Origin of the sequence: Bradyrhizobium sp. LCT2 (genome assembly GCF_009931255.1) — a bacterium.
GTDB lineage: Bacteria > Pseudomonadota > Alphaproteobacteria > Rhizobiales > Xanthobacteraceae > Bradyrhizobium > Bradyrhizobium diazoefficiens.
The window spans coordinates 8387470-8405685 of sequence record NZ_CP034432.1 but is presented as its reverse complement, the minus strand read 5'-3'; the positions used below and the strand labels follow the sequence as shown (position 1 = coordinate 8405685).

The 18216-nt window shown below is 58.9% G+C and carries 15 protein-coding genes and 6 pseudogenes; 13 read left to right on the top strand and 8 right to left on the bottom strand.

The features are described 5' to 3' along the window. Positions 1 to 80 precede the first annotated feature (80 nt). On the bottom strand, positions 81 to 1472 hold the full coding sequence (locus EI171_RS39640; RefSeq protein WP_246740392.1) for a carbohydrate porin: 1392 nt from the start codon (positions 1470 to 1472) through the stop codon (positions 81 to 83). Positions 1473 to 1852: 380 nt separating this feature from the next. Here EI171_RS39640 and EI171_RS39635 point away from each other — a divergent pair, with 380 nt between their 5' ends. Further along, complete coding sequence (locus EI171_RS39635; protein ID WP_161536474.1) at positions 1853 to 2155, top strand: hypothetical protein; 303 nt, start codon at positions 1853 to 1855, stop codon at positions 2153 to 2155. Between the two features lie 61 nt (positions 2156 to 2216). Here EI171_RS39635 and EI171_RS39630 read toward each other — a convergent pair whose 3' ends face one another. Beyond that, entirely contained in the window at positions 2217 to 2732 is a 516-nt protein-coding gene (locus EI171_RS39630) for a hypothetical protein (protein ID WP_161536473.1), read from the bottom strand. Between the two features lie 37 nt (positions 2733 to 2769). On the opposite strand from EI171_RS39630, the gene EI171_RS39625 reads away from it, so the two are divergent. Then, on the top strand, positions 2770 to 3348 hold the full coding sequence (locus EI171_RS39625; protein ID WP_246740391.1) for a hypothetical protein: 579 nt from the start codon (positions 2770 to 2772) through the stop codon (positions 3346 to 3348). A gap of 412 nt (positions 3349 to 3760) precedes the next feature. On the opposite strand, the gene hemN is transcribed toward EI171_RS39625, so the two are convergent. Beyond that, positions 3761 to 5098, bottom strand: coding sequence for an oxygen-independent coproporphyrinogen III oxidase (hemN, locus tag EI171_RS39620; RefSeq protein ID WP_097669941.1), 1338 nt, complete (start codon positions 5096 to 5098; stop codon positions 3761 to 3763). Positions 5099 to 6183: 1085 nt separating this feature from the next. On the opposite strand from hemN, the gene EI171_RS46940 reads away from it, so the two are divergent. Further along, positions 6184 to 6543 (top strand): DUF2130 domain-containing protein, encoded by a 360-nt coding sequence (locus tag EI171_RS46940; protein WP_333927158.1) that lies wholly within the window; start codon positions 6184 to 6186, stop codon positions 6541 to 6543. A gap of 300 nt (positions 6544 to 6843) precedes the next feature. On the opposite strand, the pseudogene EI171_RS39615 reads toward EI171_RS46940, so the two are convergent. Further along, positions 6844 to 7152: pseudogene (locus EI171_RS39615) on the bottom strand (IS630 family transposase); the annotation flags it as partial. A 79-nt stretch (positions 7153 to 7231) separates the two neighbouring features. Between EI171_RS39615 and EI171_RS45275 the strand changes: the two are divergent. The 4 genes and pseudogenes from EI171_RS45275 to EI171_RS39605 all read left to right on the top strand — a co-directional run. Further along, positions 7232 to 7479 (top strand): annotated as a pseudogene (locus EI171_RS45275) (IS110 family transposase); the annotation flags it as partial. A gap of 407 nt (positions 7480 to 7886) precedes the next feature. Further along, a pseudogene (gene ltrA, locus EI171_RS46240) lies at positions 7887 to 9016 on the top strand (group II intron reverse transcriptase/maturase). Beyond that, a complete protein-coding gene (locus tag EI171_RS46235) occupies positions 8980 to 9285 on the top strand; it encodes a group II intron maturase-specific domain-containing protein (protein ID WP_244651866.1) in 306 nt (101 codons plus the stop codon). The pseudogene ltrA and the gene EI171_RS46235 overlap by 37 nt, the downstream one beginning before the upstream one ends. 89 nt (positions 9286 to 9374) lie before the next feature. Further along, a pseudogene (locus EI171_RS39605) lies at positions 9375 to 10172 on the top strand (IS110 family transposase); the annotation flags it as partial. Between the two features lie 254 nt (positions 10173 to 10426). Here EI171_RS39605 and EI171_RS39600 read toward each other — a convergent pair. Next, positions 10427 to 11195, bottom strand: a pseudogene (locus tag EI171_RS39600) (IS630 family transposase); the annotation flags it as partial. Positions 11196 to 11273: 78 nt separating this feature from the next. Next, entirely contained in the window at positions 11274 to 11735 is a 462-nt protein-coding gene (locus tag EI171_RS46935; protein WP_161536472.1) for a methyl-accepting chemotaxis protein, read from the bottom strand. Between EI171_RS46935 and EI171_RS46225 the strand changes: the two genes are divergently transcribed. The 4 genes and pseudogenes from EI171_RS46225 to EI171_RS46930 form a co-directional block, all read left to right on the top strand. Continuing rightward, positions 11689 to 12339 (top strand): DEAD/DEAH box helicase, encoded by a 651-nt coding sequence (locus EI171_RS46225; protein ID WP_246740389.1) that lies wholly within the window; start codon positions 11689 to 11691, stop codon positions 12337 to 12339. The two genes, EI171_RS46935 and EI171_RS46225, sit on opposite strands and share 47 nt — an antisense overlap. Next, positions 12323 to 14182: a helicase-related protein gene (locus tag EI171_RS39590; RefSeq protein WP_246740388.1), complete on the top strand. Its 1860-nt coding sequence runs from the start codon at positions 12323 to 12325 to the stop codon at positions 14180 to 14182. The genes EI171_RS46225 and EI171_RS39590 overlap by 17 nt, the downstream gene beginning before the upstream one ends. A gap of 19 nt (positions 14183 to 14201) precedes the next feature. After that, a complete protein-coding gene (locus EI171_RS39585) occupies positions 14202 to 14495 on the top strand; it encodes a DCL family protein (protein WP_161536471.1) in 294 nt (97 codons plus the stop codon). Between the two features lie 136 nt (positions 14496 to 14631). Further along, positions 14632 to 14933, top strand: a pseudogene (locus EI171_RS46930) (hypothetical protein); the annotation flags it as partial. Here EI171_RS46930 and EI171_RS39580 read toward each other — a convergent pair. Both EI171_RS39580 and EI171_RS45135 read right to left on the bottom strand, forming a co-directional pair. Beyond that, entirely contained in the window at positions 14892 to 15212 is a 321-nt protein-coding gene (locus EI171_RS39580; RefSeq protein WP_210202972.1) for a HigA family addiction module antitoxin, read from the bottom strand. The pseudogene EI171_RS46930 and the gene EI171_RS39580 overlap by 42 nt on opposite strands. Positions 15213 to 15228: 16 nt before the next feature. Next, positions 15229 to 15507, bottom strand: coding sequence for a hypothetical protein (locus EI171_RS45135; protein WP_202633065.1), 279 nt, complete (start codon positions 15505 to 15507; stop codon positions 15229 to 15231). Between the two features lie 103 nt (positions 15508 to 15610). Between EI171_RS45135 and EI171_RS45130 the strand changes: the two genes are divergently transcribed. Together EI171_RS45130 and EI171_RS39570 are read left to right on the top strand one after the other, a co-directional pair. Next, positions 15611 to 16267: a hypothetical protein gene (locus tag EI171_RS45130; protein ID WP_202633064.1), complete on the top strand. Its 657-nt coding sequence runs from the start codon at positions 15611 to 15613 to the stop codon at positions 16265 to 16267. A gap of 334 nt (positions 16268 to 16601) precedes the next feature. Further along, positions 16602 to 18203, top strand: coding sequence for a Fic family protein (locus tag EI171_RS39570; RefSeq protein ID WP_161536469.1), 1602 nt, complete (start codon positions 16602 to 16604; stop codon positions 18201 to 18203). The last annotated feature ends 13 nt before the right edge of the window (positions 18204 to 18216 follow it).

Here is an 18216-nt window from a genome sequence, read left to right as displayed (position 1 = left end):
GGCCGATCCTTTCAAGGAGATCGCGAAGCTTCGGTCCCATGCGTCACGAGAACGTGGGAGCAGAATGGCGCATGCGATGATCAGAAGAAGATCAACGTAGATACCAACAGATTGAGCGCATGCTCCGTTTGGGGCGTGTGTGTGATGCTTGTCGGGTTGTGAATGTATGACAGTCCGACGCTTGCATATATCCCCGGGGCGAGATGCGCGGTGTATGTCCCCGTGATTGCTGTGGTCTGGCGGTGCGCAAGCTGGCCTTTAGCCAGAGCAGCATCCACTGCATGCTTGCTCCAGGCTGTGTTGGTCGCAACGAGAGCAATCAGATCACTGGGCCGACTATCAAAAGCTCCCTTCGCATAAAGACGCAGCTCATAATACCGGCTGATCCTGTTGAGGTCAGGTGGAGTTCCCATGACGGAGAAGCCGCCATAGATGCCGCGAGACGGCGACCCAGGGGCGTCACTCTGCGAGAGCTGCCTGTCGGCAGCGATGTAGTAGAAATTGTTTCCGCTCTCCCTTTGTTGCTTGGGATCCGCCAAATTCGTGTAGCGGCTATTGTTGAAACCGACGCCCGCCCGCAGCCACGTGTCGGTTACGCCCGGAGCAGCCTTGCTCTTGTAGCCGGCTTCTTCAACGAGAAGGATGCCTGCATTGGCCGTGCTCCAGTTCAAGCCGGTGGGATTCTCCGTTATCTGGGCATAGGGACCATCTGGACTGATTGAGCGTTGGATGGAGACCTTGTTGTACAAGCGATCGTCAAAATTGTACTTCAAGTTGACCGCCGGCGTGGGCGCGGCATTGGTGCTCATCCCTGCCTGGAACAAGGCAGACATGTTCGATCCTGTAATCCCTCCGAACAATGTGCCGGTGAACTCATTTTGGTTTCTGAGGTAGCCAAGTTTGAGTTCTAGTGTCCTGTCGAAGAGGGTCTGGTAGTAGGCGAGCGTATTGATTCCCACTCGATCTGGCCCCGGGCGATCCCACGTCCAGTATTGCTGCTCGGCTCCTACGACAATCTGTCCGTCGGCAATGCCAAACCGGCTGAGATCGTAGGTGACAATCATGAAGTTTGCCGACGCGAAGGTCGGATTCTGGCCCATATAGAGCTGGTTTGCGATAGTGCTTCTGGCTGCATTCGGCAGCTGGTTGTTTGCAAAGCTGTTGTGTGTCCAGCCGATGTAGCCGATGCCGACATCTGCCAGCGCCGATCTAACGTTGTCCTGATCAATTGTGTCCGCAGGGCCGGGTATGTTGAGCCACAACCCTTTTTCACGCAGATCGTCGTACCTTGCGAAGGGATCGATCGTCTTTTGCGGTCTCGTCTGAGCAGCCCTGTCCGCATTGCCGCGCTTCTCGAAAGGCACTCCGGGACCTGCTGCTGACGCCGGGGCAGGAGGGCGGATTGCCTGACGGATCAGGTCGATCGGGAGCTTTGCGGCCCGATCGGAAGCCCTTTTGCTGGCCTGATCCACAGGGTGGCTACTAGGATCAAGCCCGCTCGCGGTTTGTGCCAGTACGGAATTGCCGACCAGACAAGCCGTTAGCGAAAGTGCGATAACAAGCCAACATTGCTTTCCCCTTGGTCTAAAATTGGAAGAAAGTGCTGCCGTAGCCGCGTATGTCCGAGGCGAGGTCGTCGCAAGTAAGCAATCACGCATGGCGCACTTCGGGTCCATGTCTGCCGGCCATGAATAGATTGCACTGCGGCCTGATTGGCCCAAAGTGAGCTCCCGGCGTTTTCGCGTCCGAGGGCGAGGGGGACGAGCCAGAATTCGATCTATCCGAAAAGAACCACTCAGGCTTCCCAAACCTCTCCGCTCGCGGCGCGATGATGGTCTGGTCTGCAACTTTCTTGAGCATCACGGCCGCTGCGCCGAGAGCCAGCGGCGAGCGCTGGCTCGGCAAAATGCTCACGCCGAGCGCCCGGGACCTCGCTGTCCTGGCCGCCAAGACATTGCGAATGGCCAGCACTGTGAGTCAGGCGATTCCGGCGGTGCCGCGCATTTGCATCGAAGGCGGCTTTCTCGACGAAACGGCAGCTACCAGAAAGCAAGGCTCGCCCGGCAAGCGGCCTGGCTTCACGAAGCGCTCCATTGGTATCGTTGTCACCGAAAGACGCGACAATCGCCAGGCTCGAAGGCCGGAGAGCCTTTGAATTTGCGCGCCCGGCAACCACACCACAACGTCTAACGTGGTGGCCCAGGAGACCAGAGGAATCAGCCATCGAGCAGCTTTGGCGTGTATCGGCGAGCAGTTGCTGCCTCCGTCAGCGCCGTTGGCGCGGCAAAATCTGTCTTGCATCCGAATCCTTCACGTGCGCGGCGTTCGTTGGTCACGCTTGCCACGTGCCCGTCATCTCGAACAACCTGCCGGAATTGGTAGTTGACCAGGTGCAATGGTTGCCGGTCCAATCGGCCATTGCGGCTCGGCCGCTCAGCCGTGGCGCTCACGTGGCGCGTCCGGAATGAAGTTGCTGGTCTCGGCAACGCGTGAGGCGGGACTCCATCGAACACGCTGCAGCAATCGGTGGACGGTTTGCATTCGTGCAGCGGCAAGGTAGGAAAATCTGCAAGGTTCTTCTGAATGATGAGAAAATGCTGCGCCATCGCCGACGAAGACGAGAACCATTCGATGGTGATGCTATCATGGAGAACGCGCGCAAATTGTCGCGTTGCGTTGCTCAAGAAGGGAGTTTGATAAGAGCAGTGGCAGCCGATCGGGAAGGTCGCCAAGATTGATTATTCTCGACGCTGGCAGCTACTGGAGCGCGTGAGCATCGCAGGCTGTCGCTTCGACGAAATAAGCCTGCTGGAATGGGATGTTGAGCGAGGGACAATGGACTGGATTGATCAAGCGGCCGCTTCAGACTTGCGGCCGCTCTTGCACCGGCCGTCAAGACGGATTCCCCTGGTTTTCCCGCTTGTCCTCGTCGGCTCGTGTGCTGCTGGCGCCTGGCTTTGGGCTAACCTTGAAAAGTTTGTCGAGACGCCGGAAGCCCGGGAAGTCGCTTCAACGATGAGCCTGTCACCGGAGGACAGTGCATCCCTGTCCGACATAAAGTGGGCACAGCAGAAAGCTGGCGATGAGATCGCAGAACTCAACCGCCGGATCGATGCCCAGCGGGATGACCTCAAAGGGATCCTGGATCAGATCACCGTGCTGACTTCGCGGATCGATTCGCTGCAGAGTTTAATACCTGCCCCTTCGGCTGCTTCCGTGCCTCCTTTGTCGTCATCCGGGGCTGTTTCAAGCGTCGCCAGGAAACGCCTCGGGCAGTCCAAACCACAGGGACCTGTTTCCGTCGGAGGCGCGCCAGTGATCGCAGGACCGAAGACCACCGAGCCTTGAGGTCTCAGTGGCCGCTGCAGGCGTGGTCGAGTCTTCAACTGCGCTCGAGGAGGTGGACCGTAACTTCGCAAAGCTGCCTCCGGCCGTAAAATACCCAAAGCTTGTGCGGGTGCCGGCGTCTTCAGCGGCATATCGCTGAGGCCGTCACCATCATCGAGAGCACGCCGAGGGAGGTGGAGCAGAGCCCTTTCCGCGTGATCGAGGCGTGGCCCTGAACAGCGGAATCCGCTGCGTCTTCCTTTAAATCAACTTCCTTTTGATCAGCCCTCGCCGGTTTTGAGGCCATATCTGAAAGTTCATGTCATCACGCCGCCGCTGCATCCTCGAAATCTGGCCCGTCTGCCCGAGGCGATTCTTCGGATCGCCCCCTCGCGAAGAGCTTAGATGTTTGGGATCTGCTCACATGCGTGGCTTAGTTAATAGGGGTACGGTCGAGATAAGTGTCGAATGCGGCAGCAACAGCACGAATGACAAACCGGTGCTCCTGCTTGATCCGAATGAATCCGTCTTCAATGTCCACTATCCCGTCTTCGGCAAGCATTCCCAGGCGGTCGGCCGAATCGAGAAGAGGAATCGGATCAAATCCGTGAGCAGCACAGATCGCTGGTACGTCGGCCTGCAAATCGCACATCAGACGCTCGATAATTGCGGCTCGGAGGCGATCTTCGGCGGAGAGAAAGTAGCCTTTTGAGGTTGCCAGACGACCAGCCTGAATGTGTTGGTGATAGGAAGCAGTTGCGATCTCGTTCTGGACGTAACCGTCACGCAGACGGCCGATGGCTGACGGGCCTAAGCCGATCACGGTTTTGCAGGTATCAGCCGAATAACCCAGGGAGTTGCGGCGCAGCCGACCGGCTTTCTGCGCTAGCGTGAGCTCGTCGTCGGGCAGGGCGAAATGGTCAAGCCCGATCTGGCGGTAGCCGGCCGAGACCAGTGTATCTGCAATGGCCGCGGCTTGCTCAGCGCGGGCGACATTGTCCGGCAGCGCCGCCTCATCGATCTGGCGCTGACGTTTCATATAGGAGGGGACGTGAGCATATCCAAAAACTGCAAGCCGGTCTGGCCGCATGGCCAGAGCCGTCCGCGCGGAGTCCACGCAGGACCGGACCGTCTGATGCGGCAGTCCGAAGAGAAGGTCGAAATTGATGCGGCTTATCCCATGCTGGCGAAGACTTTCGACGACAGAAGCCGTCTGCACCTCGCTCTGGACGCGGTTGACCGACCTTTGAACCACGGGGTCGAAGCTTTGCACGCCGATGCTCGCGCGGCTGACCCCGGCTGCTTGTAACGTTTCGGCCATCTCGGCCGTGAACGCACGCGGGTCGATTTCTATGGCGATGGTAGCTGATTTGCTGAACGCGAAGCAGCGGCGCAGGAGTTCCATCAAGGCCAGGAAATCGGTTGGCGCAATGGTGGTCGGCGTCCCACCGCCGAAATGCACGTCGCTCACCGGCAGAGCGCGCGGCGCTTGCTCTGCGACCAAGCGGATCTCCTCATGCATCGCCGCCAAGTAAATGCTGATCGGTCGCTCGCTGCGAGTGAGGCTTGTAGGAAAGCCGCAATACCAGCAGATCGAGCGGCAGAACGGCACGTGGAGGTAGAGCGATACGGGTTCGTCGGGCGGCAGCCGCCTCAACCATGTCTCACAAGTCTCGGCACCGACCATCGCGGAGAAATCCGGTACGGTTGGGTAGATGGTGTACCAAGGCAGGCGAGCATCGCAATACTTGTTTAGGAGGGAGGTCTGCAAGGCTGAACTTTCCTATGCTCAAACAGTATGAAGCTGACCGACGCCCTCTCTTCTGTCCTTGCGTTACGTCAAACGGGCCTACCTGTTCCTCAAGTCTGGTCCCGCTCTCGATGTCACTGCCAACGCGGCTTAGGGGCCGGGAGTGAGAATGGGAATGAGAGCCGCTCGTTAGCGATTATCTGGATGCTTGTGGGTAGAATGAACTTCTCGTATGAGCACGGTCGGAGCGGCTAGTCTCCCCTGACTAGCCTGCGCGCAGTGTCAGTCATTCATCCGAGGGCGCGTCGCTTCCGCATTCCTTGACGCGCAACCTTTCGCGACGAAAACCACGGATCTAAAGGCATCACCAAAAGCGGGCCAGGCTGTCGCTGGGCTTTTCCGAGGAAAAGCCGATGTGGATGCTCATGGCATTCGACCAGGATGTGGAAATCACGATAAAGTCGCATGGTAAAATGCGCCGACGCTGGCGAGATCACGTCTAGTCCGGCAGCACAATAGGGCATGAGGGCTCAGAACCTGAAACACCCGCGGCGGGTGCCGCTCATCGGCCCACCCGAACTGCAATCACGAGATTCACCTCACCGATTCTCTTGCTGCTCCGTGAATGAGGGAACCGGCCGGCGCTTTCAGCAAAACTTGGCGGACAAGGATGCCGAGGTTGCCCGCAAGGCCGAGGCCTTGCCCAGCAGCGAGGGGCCACGCAGCGCGAGCAGTCGAGGACCAGCTCGCCGAGCGGTTAGCTGCCGAGCGCGGCCAGCTCGTCGCCATGGAAGCGAAGAAGGCTCGAGACGCTGCGGCGGCCGAGCTAATGGCACAAACTGCCGAAGCGGCCGAGCTTTGTCAAAACTTGGAGCCAACAATGCCAGGCTTGCCGAGGCGCAGCAGGCTCAAGCCGAGCTGATCCGCAAGCAACGTGCCCTTGATGAAGAGAACGTGAACTCGATCTGCCATCGAATAGGTCTCAATCGGTGATTTCCAGGCGAAAGCCAGGCAGGAAGCTGACGAAGCCGCGCGCTTGCGTGTGCTTGAGAAGGATCAATCGATGGAGTCGATTGCCCAGACGATCAAGGAGTTGAAGCGCAAGGCTGAGCAGCCCTCCAGCAATTCCCGGGCGAAGTGCGCGAGCTCGAGCTCGAAGCCTTGCTTCGCAGCCGTTTCCTACGGAGACGATTGAGGCGATCGGCAAAGGAGCTGGCGCGCACGTCGTCCAGCAGATCAACGGTTCGATCGCTCGTCCAGCCGGTATCATCCTTTGGGAATCCAAGGGCACTAAAGCATGGAGCAATGGCTGGCTTGGGAGGCGGGCGTCTCGCCGCTTACCTTCGATATGCAGCACCTCTCAGCAGATGCCACGAGTCGGATGCCTCCCGTTGAAGGCCGGCGTGTCACGGAAAATAAATTGCTTGCTAGATGAAGAGCGCCAAGTGCGCGATCGTACAACGTGACGCTACGTGCGATTCAAGTGCTTTGGAGCAGCTCACGAGAACATTTTTTAATTTCAAGTATAAAATGCATGAGCCTCAATTCCGCCACGCTGCTTGTCTCATTGCCGCAAGCATCATCACGGATGTACTGATGATGTTGGGGCGGGCCCGGCGCGCTTTCAACCCCCGGCAAAGTGCGTCGGGGCGCCTTGGTTCGGCGGCGTCCCGTTCCGGCTCCAATGCAGCTCACCAACTACCGAGCTCCTCGACGTATAGTCGACGCGCGAGTCGAGATTGGCGCGGCCTTCTAGTCACGTGAATCTAAAGTTCGCCACATAAAGTCTGCTGGGCTTTGTGGCAGAAGCGTTTGATGGAAGCCAAGATCTGGTCTGCGGACTTGGTCCATTTGAAGGGCTTCGGGTTATTGTTGTGCAGTTCGATGAAGGTACGGATGTCGGCCTCGAGTTGCCTGACGGAGGTGTGAACACCTCGCTGGATTTGCTTTCTGGTGAGCTCAGCGAACCAGCGCTCGATCTGATTGATCCATGACGCGGAAGTCGGCGTGAAGTGGACATGATAGTGCGGCCGGCGAGCGAGCCACGCTTTGATCTTGGGTGTCTTGTGGGTGGCTAGTTGATGGGGTGGACGCCCCTCACGGCATCGCTGTGCCAAAGTGGTATCGTTGACTATCACTTGAACGGAGGCGTCTATGTCGGAAGTTAGCATAATCGGGTTGGATCTGGCGAAGAATGTGTTCCAGATGCACGGCGCGGATGGATCAGGAACGGTGCTCTTCCGCAAGAAGCTGCGCCGGGAGCAGGTGCTTAAATGTCTTGCCGCGCAGCCGACGTGCACGGTCGCCATGGAGGCCTGCGCCAGCAGCCACTACTGGGGCGCGAGATCGGGAGATTAGGGCATGCGGTGCGACTCATTGCGCCAGACTATGTAAAGCCTTTCGGTGCGCCCCGACGGCGCGTATTACCAGTGGAGGAAGGATCCACCCAGAGAGTTGTCGATTGATCTGGTAGCTGACGAGCGGTTTGGACGAGCAATCGGACGGATCGAAGCCTCGTGACAAAGGTCGCTTTAGGCGGCCGAGCAATCCAGCGGGCCGTAACGTGAGTGAAGCCTGAGCACGCCTCGAAAGTTACGATGTGAATGCCGATCCGATCGTATGGCGGGGAAGGCCGTGCGGACAGGGAAGCAATCGACGCACGCACCTGTCTGGTTCACCGGGTAATGGGCACGGCACGTTGGAAAGGTAGTACGGGTAATCGGGGGAGACCCGTCTTGGTCGAAGGTCGCGCCTTCAGCATTGAGTAGTCGATGGACCGGACGGGAGTCGGACAGGGTCAAAGGTACCGATGAAACCGGGTAATTCCGGCGGAGGAAAGGACCCTGACTTCAGGTGCGCTTTTGAAGATGGCGAGGGAAAGGGTAGATTGGCGATGAGCCTTGAAACGCCCGATAAGATCAGGAGCCTTCAGAGAAAGCTTTATTGCAAAGCGAAGGCGGAGCCTGCCTTCCGCTTCTATGTGCTGTACGACAAGATCTGCCGCGAGGACATTCTGAGCCATGCCTACAAGCTGGCCCGCGCCAACGCGGGTGCGCCGGGAGTGGACGGAATAACTTTCGAACAGATCGACGCGTCGGGACTCGAAGCATGGTTGGCTGGCCTGCGCGATGAACTCGTCACGAAGACCTATCGGCCCGATCCGGTGCGGCGGGTGATGATCCCGAAGCCCGGCGGCGGCGAACGTCCGCTCGGTATCCCAACAATCCGGGACCGGGTCGTCCAAGCTGCTGCAAAGATCGTGCTGGAACCGATCTTCGAGGCGGATTTTGAGGACGGAGCTTATGGATATCGCCCGCGCCGCAGCGCGGTCGATGCCGTCAAGGAAGTGCACCGGCTTATGTGCCGGGCTACACAGATGTTGTTGACGCCGATTTGTCGAAATACTTCGACACGATACCGCACTCGGACCTCCTCAAATCGGTGGCCCGACGCATCGTCGACCGGAATGTGCTGCGGCTGATTAAGTTATGGCTGCGAGTACCGGTCGAGGAGCGGGATAGCAACGGGAAACGGCGCATGAGCGGCGGTAAGAGCAACAAGTGTGGCACGCCACAGGGCGGTGTCATCAGTCCGCTGCTCTCCGTCATCTACATGAACCGGTTCCTGAAGCATTGGCGTCTCAGCGGTCGGCGTGAAGCATTCCATGGCCAGATTATCTCCTATGCCGACGACTTCGTCATTCTCAGCCGCGGCCACGCGGAAGACGCATTGACGTGGACGAAAGCGGTGATGACCAAGCTTGGGCTGACACTCAACGAGACTAAAACCTCGGTGAAGAATGCCCGATTGGAAAGCTTTGACTTCCTTGGGTACACGCTCGGACCCCGCCACTTCCGCAATGGGGGCGGTGGTATCTTGGCGCGGCTCCGTCGAAGAAAAGCGTGCTGCGGATCAAGAGGAAGGTCAGCGAACTGCTGACGCCGGGCAACAAGGGCGCTTGGCCCGAAGTACAAGCACGACTGAACCGCCTTCTGCGCGGCTGGTCCGCTTACTTCAGCTATGGCTCGCTTGCTACGGCTCATCAGGCCGTTGATCGACACGTCTTTGACCGCGTGCTCGCCTTTCTGCGCAGACGACATAAGACGCCAGGACGTGGCGTCAGACGGTTCTCTGATCAGATCTATGGGAACCCTGGCGTACTTGTGCTGAACCGCGTGCGCAAAGTGTCGCCGACGTGCGCCTTGTGACGAAACCTGTCGGAAAGCCGGATGCGGGAAAACCGCACGTCCGGTTTGATGAGCGGGGAGAGGAAACGGAACGCGCAACAAGCGCATCACCGCGCCTCTCCTCGACTCTACTCAAGCGGCAGAAGAATGATGCCGCCGATGCGGAAGCAATCTGCGAAGCCGCCCAGCGGCCGACGATGCGTTTCGTGGCGGTGAAGAGCGAGGAGCAACAGGCCGCGGCCATTGTGTTTCGCGCCCGCGACCTCCTGGTGCGTCAGCGCACCCAAACCATCAATGCGCTCCGCGGCCATCTGACCGAATTTGGGGTGGTAGCGGCGCAAGGTCCCTCCCATGTTGCCAAACTCGTTTCCGTGATCATCAGCCATGATACCGACATTCCTGAGTTGGCTAGACCGATCCTACGGCTGCTCGTCGAGCTGTTGCGATCCCTGAACGAGAAGGTGGCGCTGCTCGACCGAGAGCTCGCCCGCCGCGCCAAGGAGGATGCCGAAGCGAAGCGGCTAATGACGATCCCAGGAATTGGGCCGATCACGGCTACGGCGCTCGTTGCCCTGGCGCCGACAGCCCAGGCCTTCAAGAGGGGACGCGACTTTGCGGCATGGCTGGGGCTTACCCCGCTGCAGCGCTCCACCGGAGGCAAGCAGAAGCTCGGCAAGACGTCACGAATGGGCGAACGAACCCTGCGACGACTGCTGATCATCGGCGCGAGCGCGGCCGTGCGCTGGGCAATGCGCAAAGGCTCGACAGCGGATTCTTGGCTTGCGCGCATGCTTGCCCTCAAGCCGCCCATGCTGGTGATCGTCGCCCTCGCTAACAAGATGGCGCGCATCGTCTGGGCATTGATGGCGAGAGGCGGAACCTATCGGGCTCCGGCTGCGGCGAAGTAGTTCCGCGGCAGGGACCGTGAGTGTGAGAAGGTCAACCGGAGAGTATGGCGCACGGTCACGAGACAGGAATGGGAAAACCAGATCATGGATACGCGCCTCGAGCACGCGAAGTTGAATTGGACCCGTTCCGCGAACTCCCATACGGGCCAGCGGCATGTGACAGCCGCAACAAAAGGCCGGACACATGTCAGCACCCGACCACGCTCCGCACTCTTCGAAAGATTCTTCTTGCACCAACGGGGGCGTCCACACATGTCCATGACGATATGGACAGCGAGCCCCTCAGGGATTTGAGCGTCGATCTCTTTGAGGAACTTCAAGAACTCGACCGCCCGATGGCGCTTATAGCATTTGCCAATGACAAAGCGGAAGCGACATCGAGCGCGGCAAACAGCGTGGTCGTACCATGCCGCACATAGCTGTGGGTGCGACGTTCCGGCACGCCCGGCATCATCGGCAGGACCGGCTGCTCGCGATCCAGGGCCTGGATCTGGCTCTTCTCGTCGATGCTGAGGACAAGGGCTCGGTTCGGTGGGGACAGGTAAAGCCCGACAATATCGCGCACCTTATCGACGAATAGGGGATCGCTCGACAGCTTGAATGTCTGGCTGCGGTGCGGCTGCAAGCCGAACGCCGTCCACATTCGGCGGATCGTGGTGTGAGAAAAGCCAGTTTCCGCGGCCCTCGAGCGGATCGACCAGTGCGTCGCGCCGGGCGGCGTCGTACGCAATGTCCGCTCGATTACCTCGGCAACCTGATCATGGTCGATGGTTCGAGGGCGGCCAGGGCGGGCTTCGTCAAGCAGGCCATCACAGCGATCCTTCAAGAATCGGCGGCGCCACTTGCCAACGGTGTGTTCATGGATGCCAAGTTCGGCAGCCACAGACTTGCTTGGCAGACCATCTGCACACCGCAGGATCGCGCTACACGATGACGACGAACTTGTCTCTCCAAGTACGCCCGCTCCTGCGGACTCAGTACCAACGGCGCGATCGACCGGCCTTTCACACCTGCATTCGCCACGAGGGCTCCCCTCTCTAGAGATTCGAGCGATCAACTAATGTCACGAACTTGCATTCCAGATGACTAGGTTCAAGCTGACTAAGACGCGGCTTGGCGCATCTCGCTAACAAATGTCGCAATCGCTTGGCCGAGGGCGCGGTTGCGATCCATCAGGTCATGAACTGTGCGGACGACGTCATCGACCGCCCCACGGCTGGTCGCAGCGGCGCCGGAAATTTCGAGAACGTGCCCGGCTACTGCGCGTGCTCCGGCCGCAGCGGATTCGGCGCTGCGGCTGATGTCCCCGATGGCGGCATTTTGTTCATCAAGAATGCTGACGATAGATGTAGTCGTTTCGCCAACTCGATTGATGACGTCGAATATTCGCCGGATAGCGGCCACGGCGGCATCCGTTTCGGTCTGAACCGCTACGATTTGTGTGGCGATCTCCTGAGTAGCATTCTTGGCCTGACTTGCTAGGGCTTTGACTTCCCCGGCCGCGACGGCAAAACCCTTGCCTGTTTCGCCCGCCTGGCCACGGCTTTTGCTAGCCGGAAGCATACTTGCGCGGTCGGATCAGCGGGCCTATCAAGACGCAGCGCTTCGTATCGCCGCCACCGCGGCAATCACGCTCTCCGCTAGTGAGACTATTAAAGATTCTGGCGCGGTTCTCTTAGGCCAGCTATCGAATTTTCGTGCGGTTGCGCTCGCGACCGAACGCGGATTGCTCACTGCCGATGTTGATGGACGACTCGGCATGGCGTTACGTATCGAGGCGCAACGCCGCCAGATGGATCAGTCGATCCTTGTCCAATCCAGTGGGCGATGGATTCGGGTCAATGACTTCCAACAACGATTCTGGAGCCAGGCCGACAATTACCAATGGCTTTCGGCATCTGCTCCGACAGCATCGGGAAAGACGTTCTTAGTCTTGCAATGGCTGATCGACCAAATCCGATCGAGCGAGATGCGTGTCGCTGTCTATTTGGCGCCGACAAGGGCACTTGTTGCTGAGATCGAAGCAAATCTAGTCTCGTTGCTCGGAGCCCGCAGCGGCATAGAAGTCTTCTCGCTTCCGATTCGGGAAAAGCATGACAAAGCGCAGGAAGGCGGTCCCACGCGCTATCTTTGTTCTGACCCAGGAGCGCATGCACCTGCTCGCTAACGCCGTCGGCGGCGCCTTCAAGGTCGATCTGCTCGTGGTCGACGAGGCACATAAGATCGGGGACAACCAACGCGGCGTTGTTCTTCAGGATGCCATAGAGCGCGCCAGCCGCTCCAATCCCACGCTCAAGCTCGTGTTCATCAGTCCCGCCACGCAAAACCCGCAGGAGCTTCTTGCAGATGCTCCGGAGGGAGCTCACACCGCGTCGTTTGAAAGCGACGTTCCGACTGTGCTTCAAAACCTCATCGTGACCGAGCAGGTGCCGCGTAAGCCAAAACTATGGAAATTGTCGGCACGCCAACACGCGTCTATGCTGCCGCTCGGCGTGGTCCAGCTGGGCAGTAGCCCAGGCTCTCTCAAGAAAAAGCTGGCGTTCATCGCCGCTGCTGCCGGAGAGCGCGGCGGGACACTCGTCTACGCGAACGGCGCCGCCGATTCCGAAGACATCGCCGATCTCATCAGTCAGTTGATACCGGAAGTACCATCTGCCCCTGAATTGCTTGAGCTTGCGGATTTGGCGCGCAAAGGCGTTCACCCGCACTACAGGCTCGCGCCGCTCGTCGAGCGAGGCGTTGCTTTTCACTATGGCAACATGCCGTCGCTCGTCCGCTCGGAGGTCGAGCGGCTGTTCCGGTCGGGCAAGATTCGCTTTCTTGTTTGTACCTCGACGCTCATCGAAGGTGTAAATCTGTCGTGCCGAACCATTGTACTGCGCGGCCCACGAAAGGGCATCGGGCATCCGATGGAGGCGCACGATTTCTGGAATCGTGCCGGCCGCGCCGGTCGATGGGGCGATGAATTCCAAGGGAATATCATCTGCATCGATCCTCAGAACGCACAGGCATGGCCTGATGGCGTTCCCGAACGTGCACGCTTCCCAATCAAACGCGGAAGTGACGCGGTGATCGAACAGGGAGATAGCCTTGCGGATTATTTGGACCGCCGGGCAACGACTGATTTGGCCGATTTCGAAGATCCAAATCAATTCGAGCAGGTCGCCTCATATCTGCTCGCTACATTTTTACGGCAGGGATCAATTGCACAATCCAGCCTCGCCAAACGCCACAATCCCGCGACCATCGAGCGGCTTGAAGCGAGTCTTGCAAATATCGCCACGCAGATCGCGATAGGCCCAGATATCGCAGCCCGACATCCTGGTGTTAGCGCCCTGGGCATGCAGCGCCTGTTGGATGCATTCCGCAACTACAAAGGTGATGTCGAGAATCTTTTGCCGGCCGCCGTCGACAGCCAGGACAGCTACGATCGTTTCGTGACGATTATGTGCCGGATCAACCAATATCTGTTTCCCGCATTCACACCAGACAAGATCATTCCGCTTCACGCACTGATTGTCGTGCAATGGCTAAAGGGGTTCTCCTTGTCTCGAATGATCGAGCGAAATATCGACTACCATCGCAGGACCGGTCGGTCATTTAAGCTGCCTGTCCTGATACGCAGCACGATGGAGATGGTCGAACAAATCGCGCGATTTCGGGCGCCGAAGTATTTGTCCGCCTATGTCGACGTTCTCAATATGCACCTAGTTGCATTAGGGCGGGAAGACCCCATTGATGGTGATGTCGATATAGGAACGCAGCTCGAGTTCGGTGTTTCTTCGCGGACCTTACTCTCGCTGATCGAGCTCGGATTATCGCGCGTGAGCGCTGTCGCGCTGTACGAAAAGATCGCAAGAGATGACCTCAATAAGGAAGATTGCATTTCTTGGGTAAGAGAACACGACGCTCAGTTCGAGGGCATGGACATTTCGGCCATCATCCTGCGTGAGATTCGCGCCAAACTGCTGCCTGAGGGCAACGCAGGAGCTGCCACGTCAACATCCTAATATTGATTGGGAGACTTTTATGGTCAAAAAGCCGGTTACAATTGGCCCTCATCACTTCAGTAAGAAGGGAGATGCCGCCGCGTTTTTGAAGGCAATGCTTCATAAGTATGATGTTGGAGACAAAGTCAGCGCGGGCGATGCCGAGGTACTGCTTGCAGCACTGGCGCTCCACCCGGATGCGACTACGAAGATGGGGCTAGGCATCACTCATTTCAGCGTCAGGAGCGCGGACTTCGGCTCAAAATGCTTTTGGGTCAATCGTGTCGATGGAAGCAGCGAAAAGTTTTCATACAAGGCCTGTATCCGCGGTTAAACTATTGAATGAGACCCTCCATTCGAGTCGATCCACGACCTGCCCAGTATTTCACTGTCCGTCTCTTTGCCGCCGGCATCTCGGATGCTCACCGCACTTTGCGGACCTACCAATAACTGTAGGTTGCCCACGGTTCGCGATGTTCACGGCGCTCACCTCGCTGCTGACCAACAGAACCGTGTGGAAAGACGCCGCCATGACCGGCGAGAATTCCCTCGGCCGCGGGAGGCCTGATGCGCGTCGTTCGACGACATTCCGAAGGGCGCCCGCGACGCGCTGGAGCTCATCTGGCTCGAACGCGTCGATCAGGCCGCCGAAGCCGCTTTGGATCCACCGCGAAATGAGTCCGGTCCGAGGCCAACCTCGCCGCCGCGCGATTTCGGCGCAGCGGGTCGGTTAGGCCGGCGTTTCCGTTATGAAATCGGTCGCCGGCACTAGGCGGCGAACCGCATCGGCCGCGCCGCCCAGTTTCTTTTCGGCATCGAACAGATCGACAGCCATCTGCAGGTTCATCCACAATTTCGCCGACGTGCCGAGCGCCTTGCTCAGCAGGATCGCGGTCTCGGCGGTAATCGCCCGCTTGCCGTTGACGATTTCGTTGACGCGAAATCGCGACACGCCCATCGCTTCCGCGAGTTGGTCCTGAGTGATTTCGCTCGGGGTGAGGAAATCCTCGCGGAGCACCTCACCCGGATTTGTCGGTCGTCGTTCGGTCATGTCGGCCTCGGTGGTCTTAGCCAGTGTCTTCAAGCGCGATGTTGACAGCCTTCTCATGCTGCCATTGGAACGTCACCCACCACCGGCCTTCGGTGTTGCAGCAGAAGGTGGGCGGCGTGGTGTTGCGACGCTTTGCGATGCGTCCGTGTCCCGCAATTCGACAGTCCTCGAGCTTGTCGGCTGCGAGCAGGATGTCGATTTGCCTGGCGGCTCTGGCTGCGACGCTTGCGGGCACATCCATACGGTGTCGGCCGCTGTAAACGTCCTCTGTTCGCTGGTCTGCGAACGTATTCATGGTAGTTCTCCTCGGAGATTGAGATCGATGCTGAGCTGGACGAAAAGGTCGTCCGGTTCGGGTCGATCCCAGGAGGAGAAATCCCGGTTCTAACGCGGTAGCAGTGGATCGCGACGCGCACTGCGTCGTCGTCGCACAGGTATGCGCGGGTCCATTTGAAGACGAACCTCTGGATGAGGCGGACGCGCTTTTCGATGGCTTGCTTGACAGCGAGCTCGATGCGCTGGACATCCGCCTCGGACAGATGCACGTGCGCGATCTCGTGGTGGAGACAAAAGTACAGGTCCGAATCTGGCTCCGCAGGAGCGTTTTCCGGGAAATCGTGATGTCCGGCGACGATGACCGGACTCGGCAGGATGCTCTTCCAGAGGTCGATGACCTCGTCGCGGATGGCATCGATCTTCTTGCGCGAAATGTACGCTTCGTCGATTTGCGCGTGCTCGCGCCAGAACGGCGTGGCTGCGGCACGGGCGACGTCGCAGACCTCGGCTTTTTCAGACACCAGCAGCGACGACGGCTTGATGTCGGAATGACTGATGGTCGACCAGAAGTGTTTCTTTCCCAGCGTTCCGTCGACGGTCAGCACCGCGATGAGCCGCGCCAAGTCGGCGGCGTGCTGGTGGTCGCGATCGTTGTGGCTGAGGAATACGGCAGCCTGGGTAGTCGGCAGGGAGACCGTCGTCTCCTCACCGAACAAAGCTATCTTCAAGTCTGGCCGTATCGTGATCGTCATGGTTCCAATATGTATCACATGGTGTGACATTACAAGGGGGTCGAGAAAATTCTCGGCGAGCCCGTTTCGAGCGCAATGTGTCAGGAACCGGAAAATTGGTGCAATATACAACAGAAGTTACAACGGCTTGTTCGGGCTCATCACCAAATTAGCAAAGTCGATCGACGCGAAAGTAGTGCAATTACACGGCACTAAATTAGTGTTTCCGTACGGCGCCGGATTAGTGTAAATAAACGATGCGAAAGTAGCGTAACCGAACAACGCAAATCTAGTGTAATTGAACGACATGAAACTAGTGTGAGCCGACGTCGCCAAATGCGTGGCGATGATCATCCGCACCCGCCCCCTGGGAGAAAATCGCATGGCGAGCCTCAACGAAAAACTCGCGGGCTCTCTGAGCAATCTGCGCGAACTCAGCAAGAACGGCGATAGGCGGGTCTTCAAACTCGCCGAGCTGGGTCGAGCCGACCGCGAACGGCTATCGGAAGCGGGATTTCTGAGCGAGATCATCCGAGGATGGGTCTTGATGGTCTGTCCCGGCGAGAAGCCCGGCGACACGACCTCATGGTATTCGTCGTTCTGGCAGTTCTGCCGGGCGTACCTCGACGACCGGTTCGACAAGAACTGGGTGGTATCTCCCGAAGCTTCGATCGTCCTCCATGCCGAGAATTTGAACGTCCCACCCCAGGTCATCGTGCATTCGCCGGCTGCGAACAATCAACGGCTCGATCTGCTGCACAACAATTCTCTGTACTTGCTCAGAGTGCCGAAGCTTCCAACGTCGGCCGTCGAGGTCGCAGGTATGCGCGCCTTTTCGCAGGCGGACGCTTTATGCTTGGCTTCGCCCACGTTCTGGCAGAACAACAAGAACGACGTCATCGCCCTGCTCGGCTCGATCAGAGGCACCACCACGATCCTGAATGCCCTGCTGGCCGGAGGCTACGTGCTCGCGGCAGGCCGGTTGGCGGGTGCCTACAGGCTTCTGGGAAACGCGCGCGCAGCGGACGAAATCGTCGCCACCATGAAGCGCGCCGGACACGAAGTCCGGGAGGACGCCGATCCCTTCAAGGGCCCCGTGAGCACGCAGCTATCCGTCACCCGCCCGGTGTCTCCCATCGCGACCCGCGTGAAACTGATGTGGGCGGAGATGCGCGACAAGGTACTGCAGAACTTCGACGTCGAGCCCCGAAGGATCAACGATCGCGACGGATACCTGGCATCCATCGACGATCGGTACACCTCGGACGCGTACCACTCGTTGTCGATCGAGGGCTACACGGTGACCGAGCAACTCATCGAAAAGGTCCGACAGGGATCTTGGAATCCGGACGGCGACGCGGACGACCGGCAGCAACGCGACGCGCTCGCCGCCAAGGGATATTGGGACGCGTTCCAAGAAGTACGCGCCGCGGTCGCCCGCATTCTCGACGGCGAATCCGCGGAGGAAGTCGTCGAGCGCGAACACCTCAATTGGTATCGCGCTCTCTTTCAGCCGTCGTTGGCGGCCGGCATCGTCAAGCCGGAGAATATGGCGGGGTACCGACAGCACTTTCTGCATATCCGCGGCTCCCGACACACGCCCGTGAACTGGGAAACCGTGCCGGACGCGATGGAATCGTTCTTCGAATGTCTGAAGGCCGAACAGGATCCGCGCGTGCGCGCGATCCTGGGGCACTTCATCTTCACGTTCATCCATCCCCTGCCCGACGGCAACGGGCGGACCGGTCGTTTCATCATGAACTCGATGCTCGCGTCGGCGGGAATTCCCTGGACCATCGTTCCCGTCGACCGGCGCGACGAATACATGAGGGCGCTCGAGGATGCGAGCGGCGGCCTCGACATCGTGCCTTTCACGAAATTGGTGGTCGATTGCACTAAGCACGAGCCGCCGCCTCCCAGGCGGAGCAAGCCTGGCGAGACATTGGCCGAAGTCGACCTCAATGCGGTCGGCTCGAAATCATGATGCGTCGAGCGGG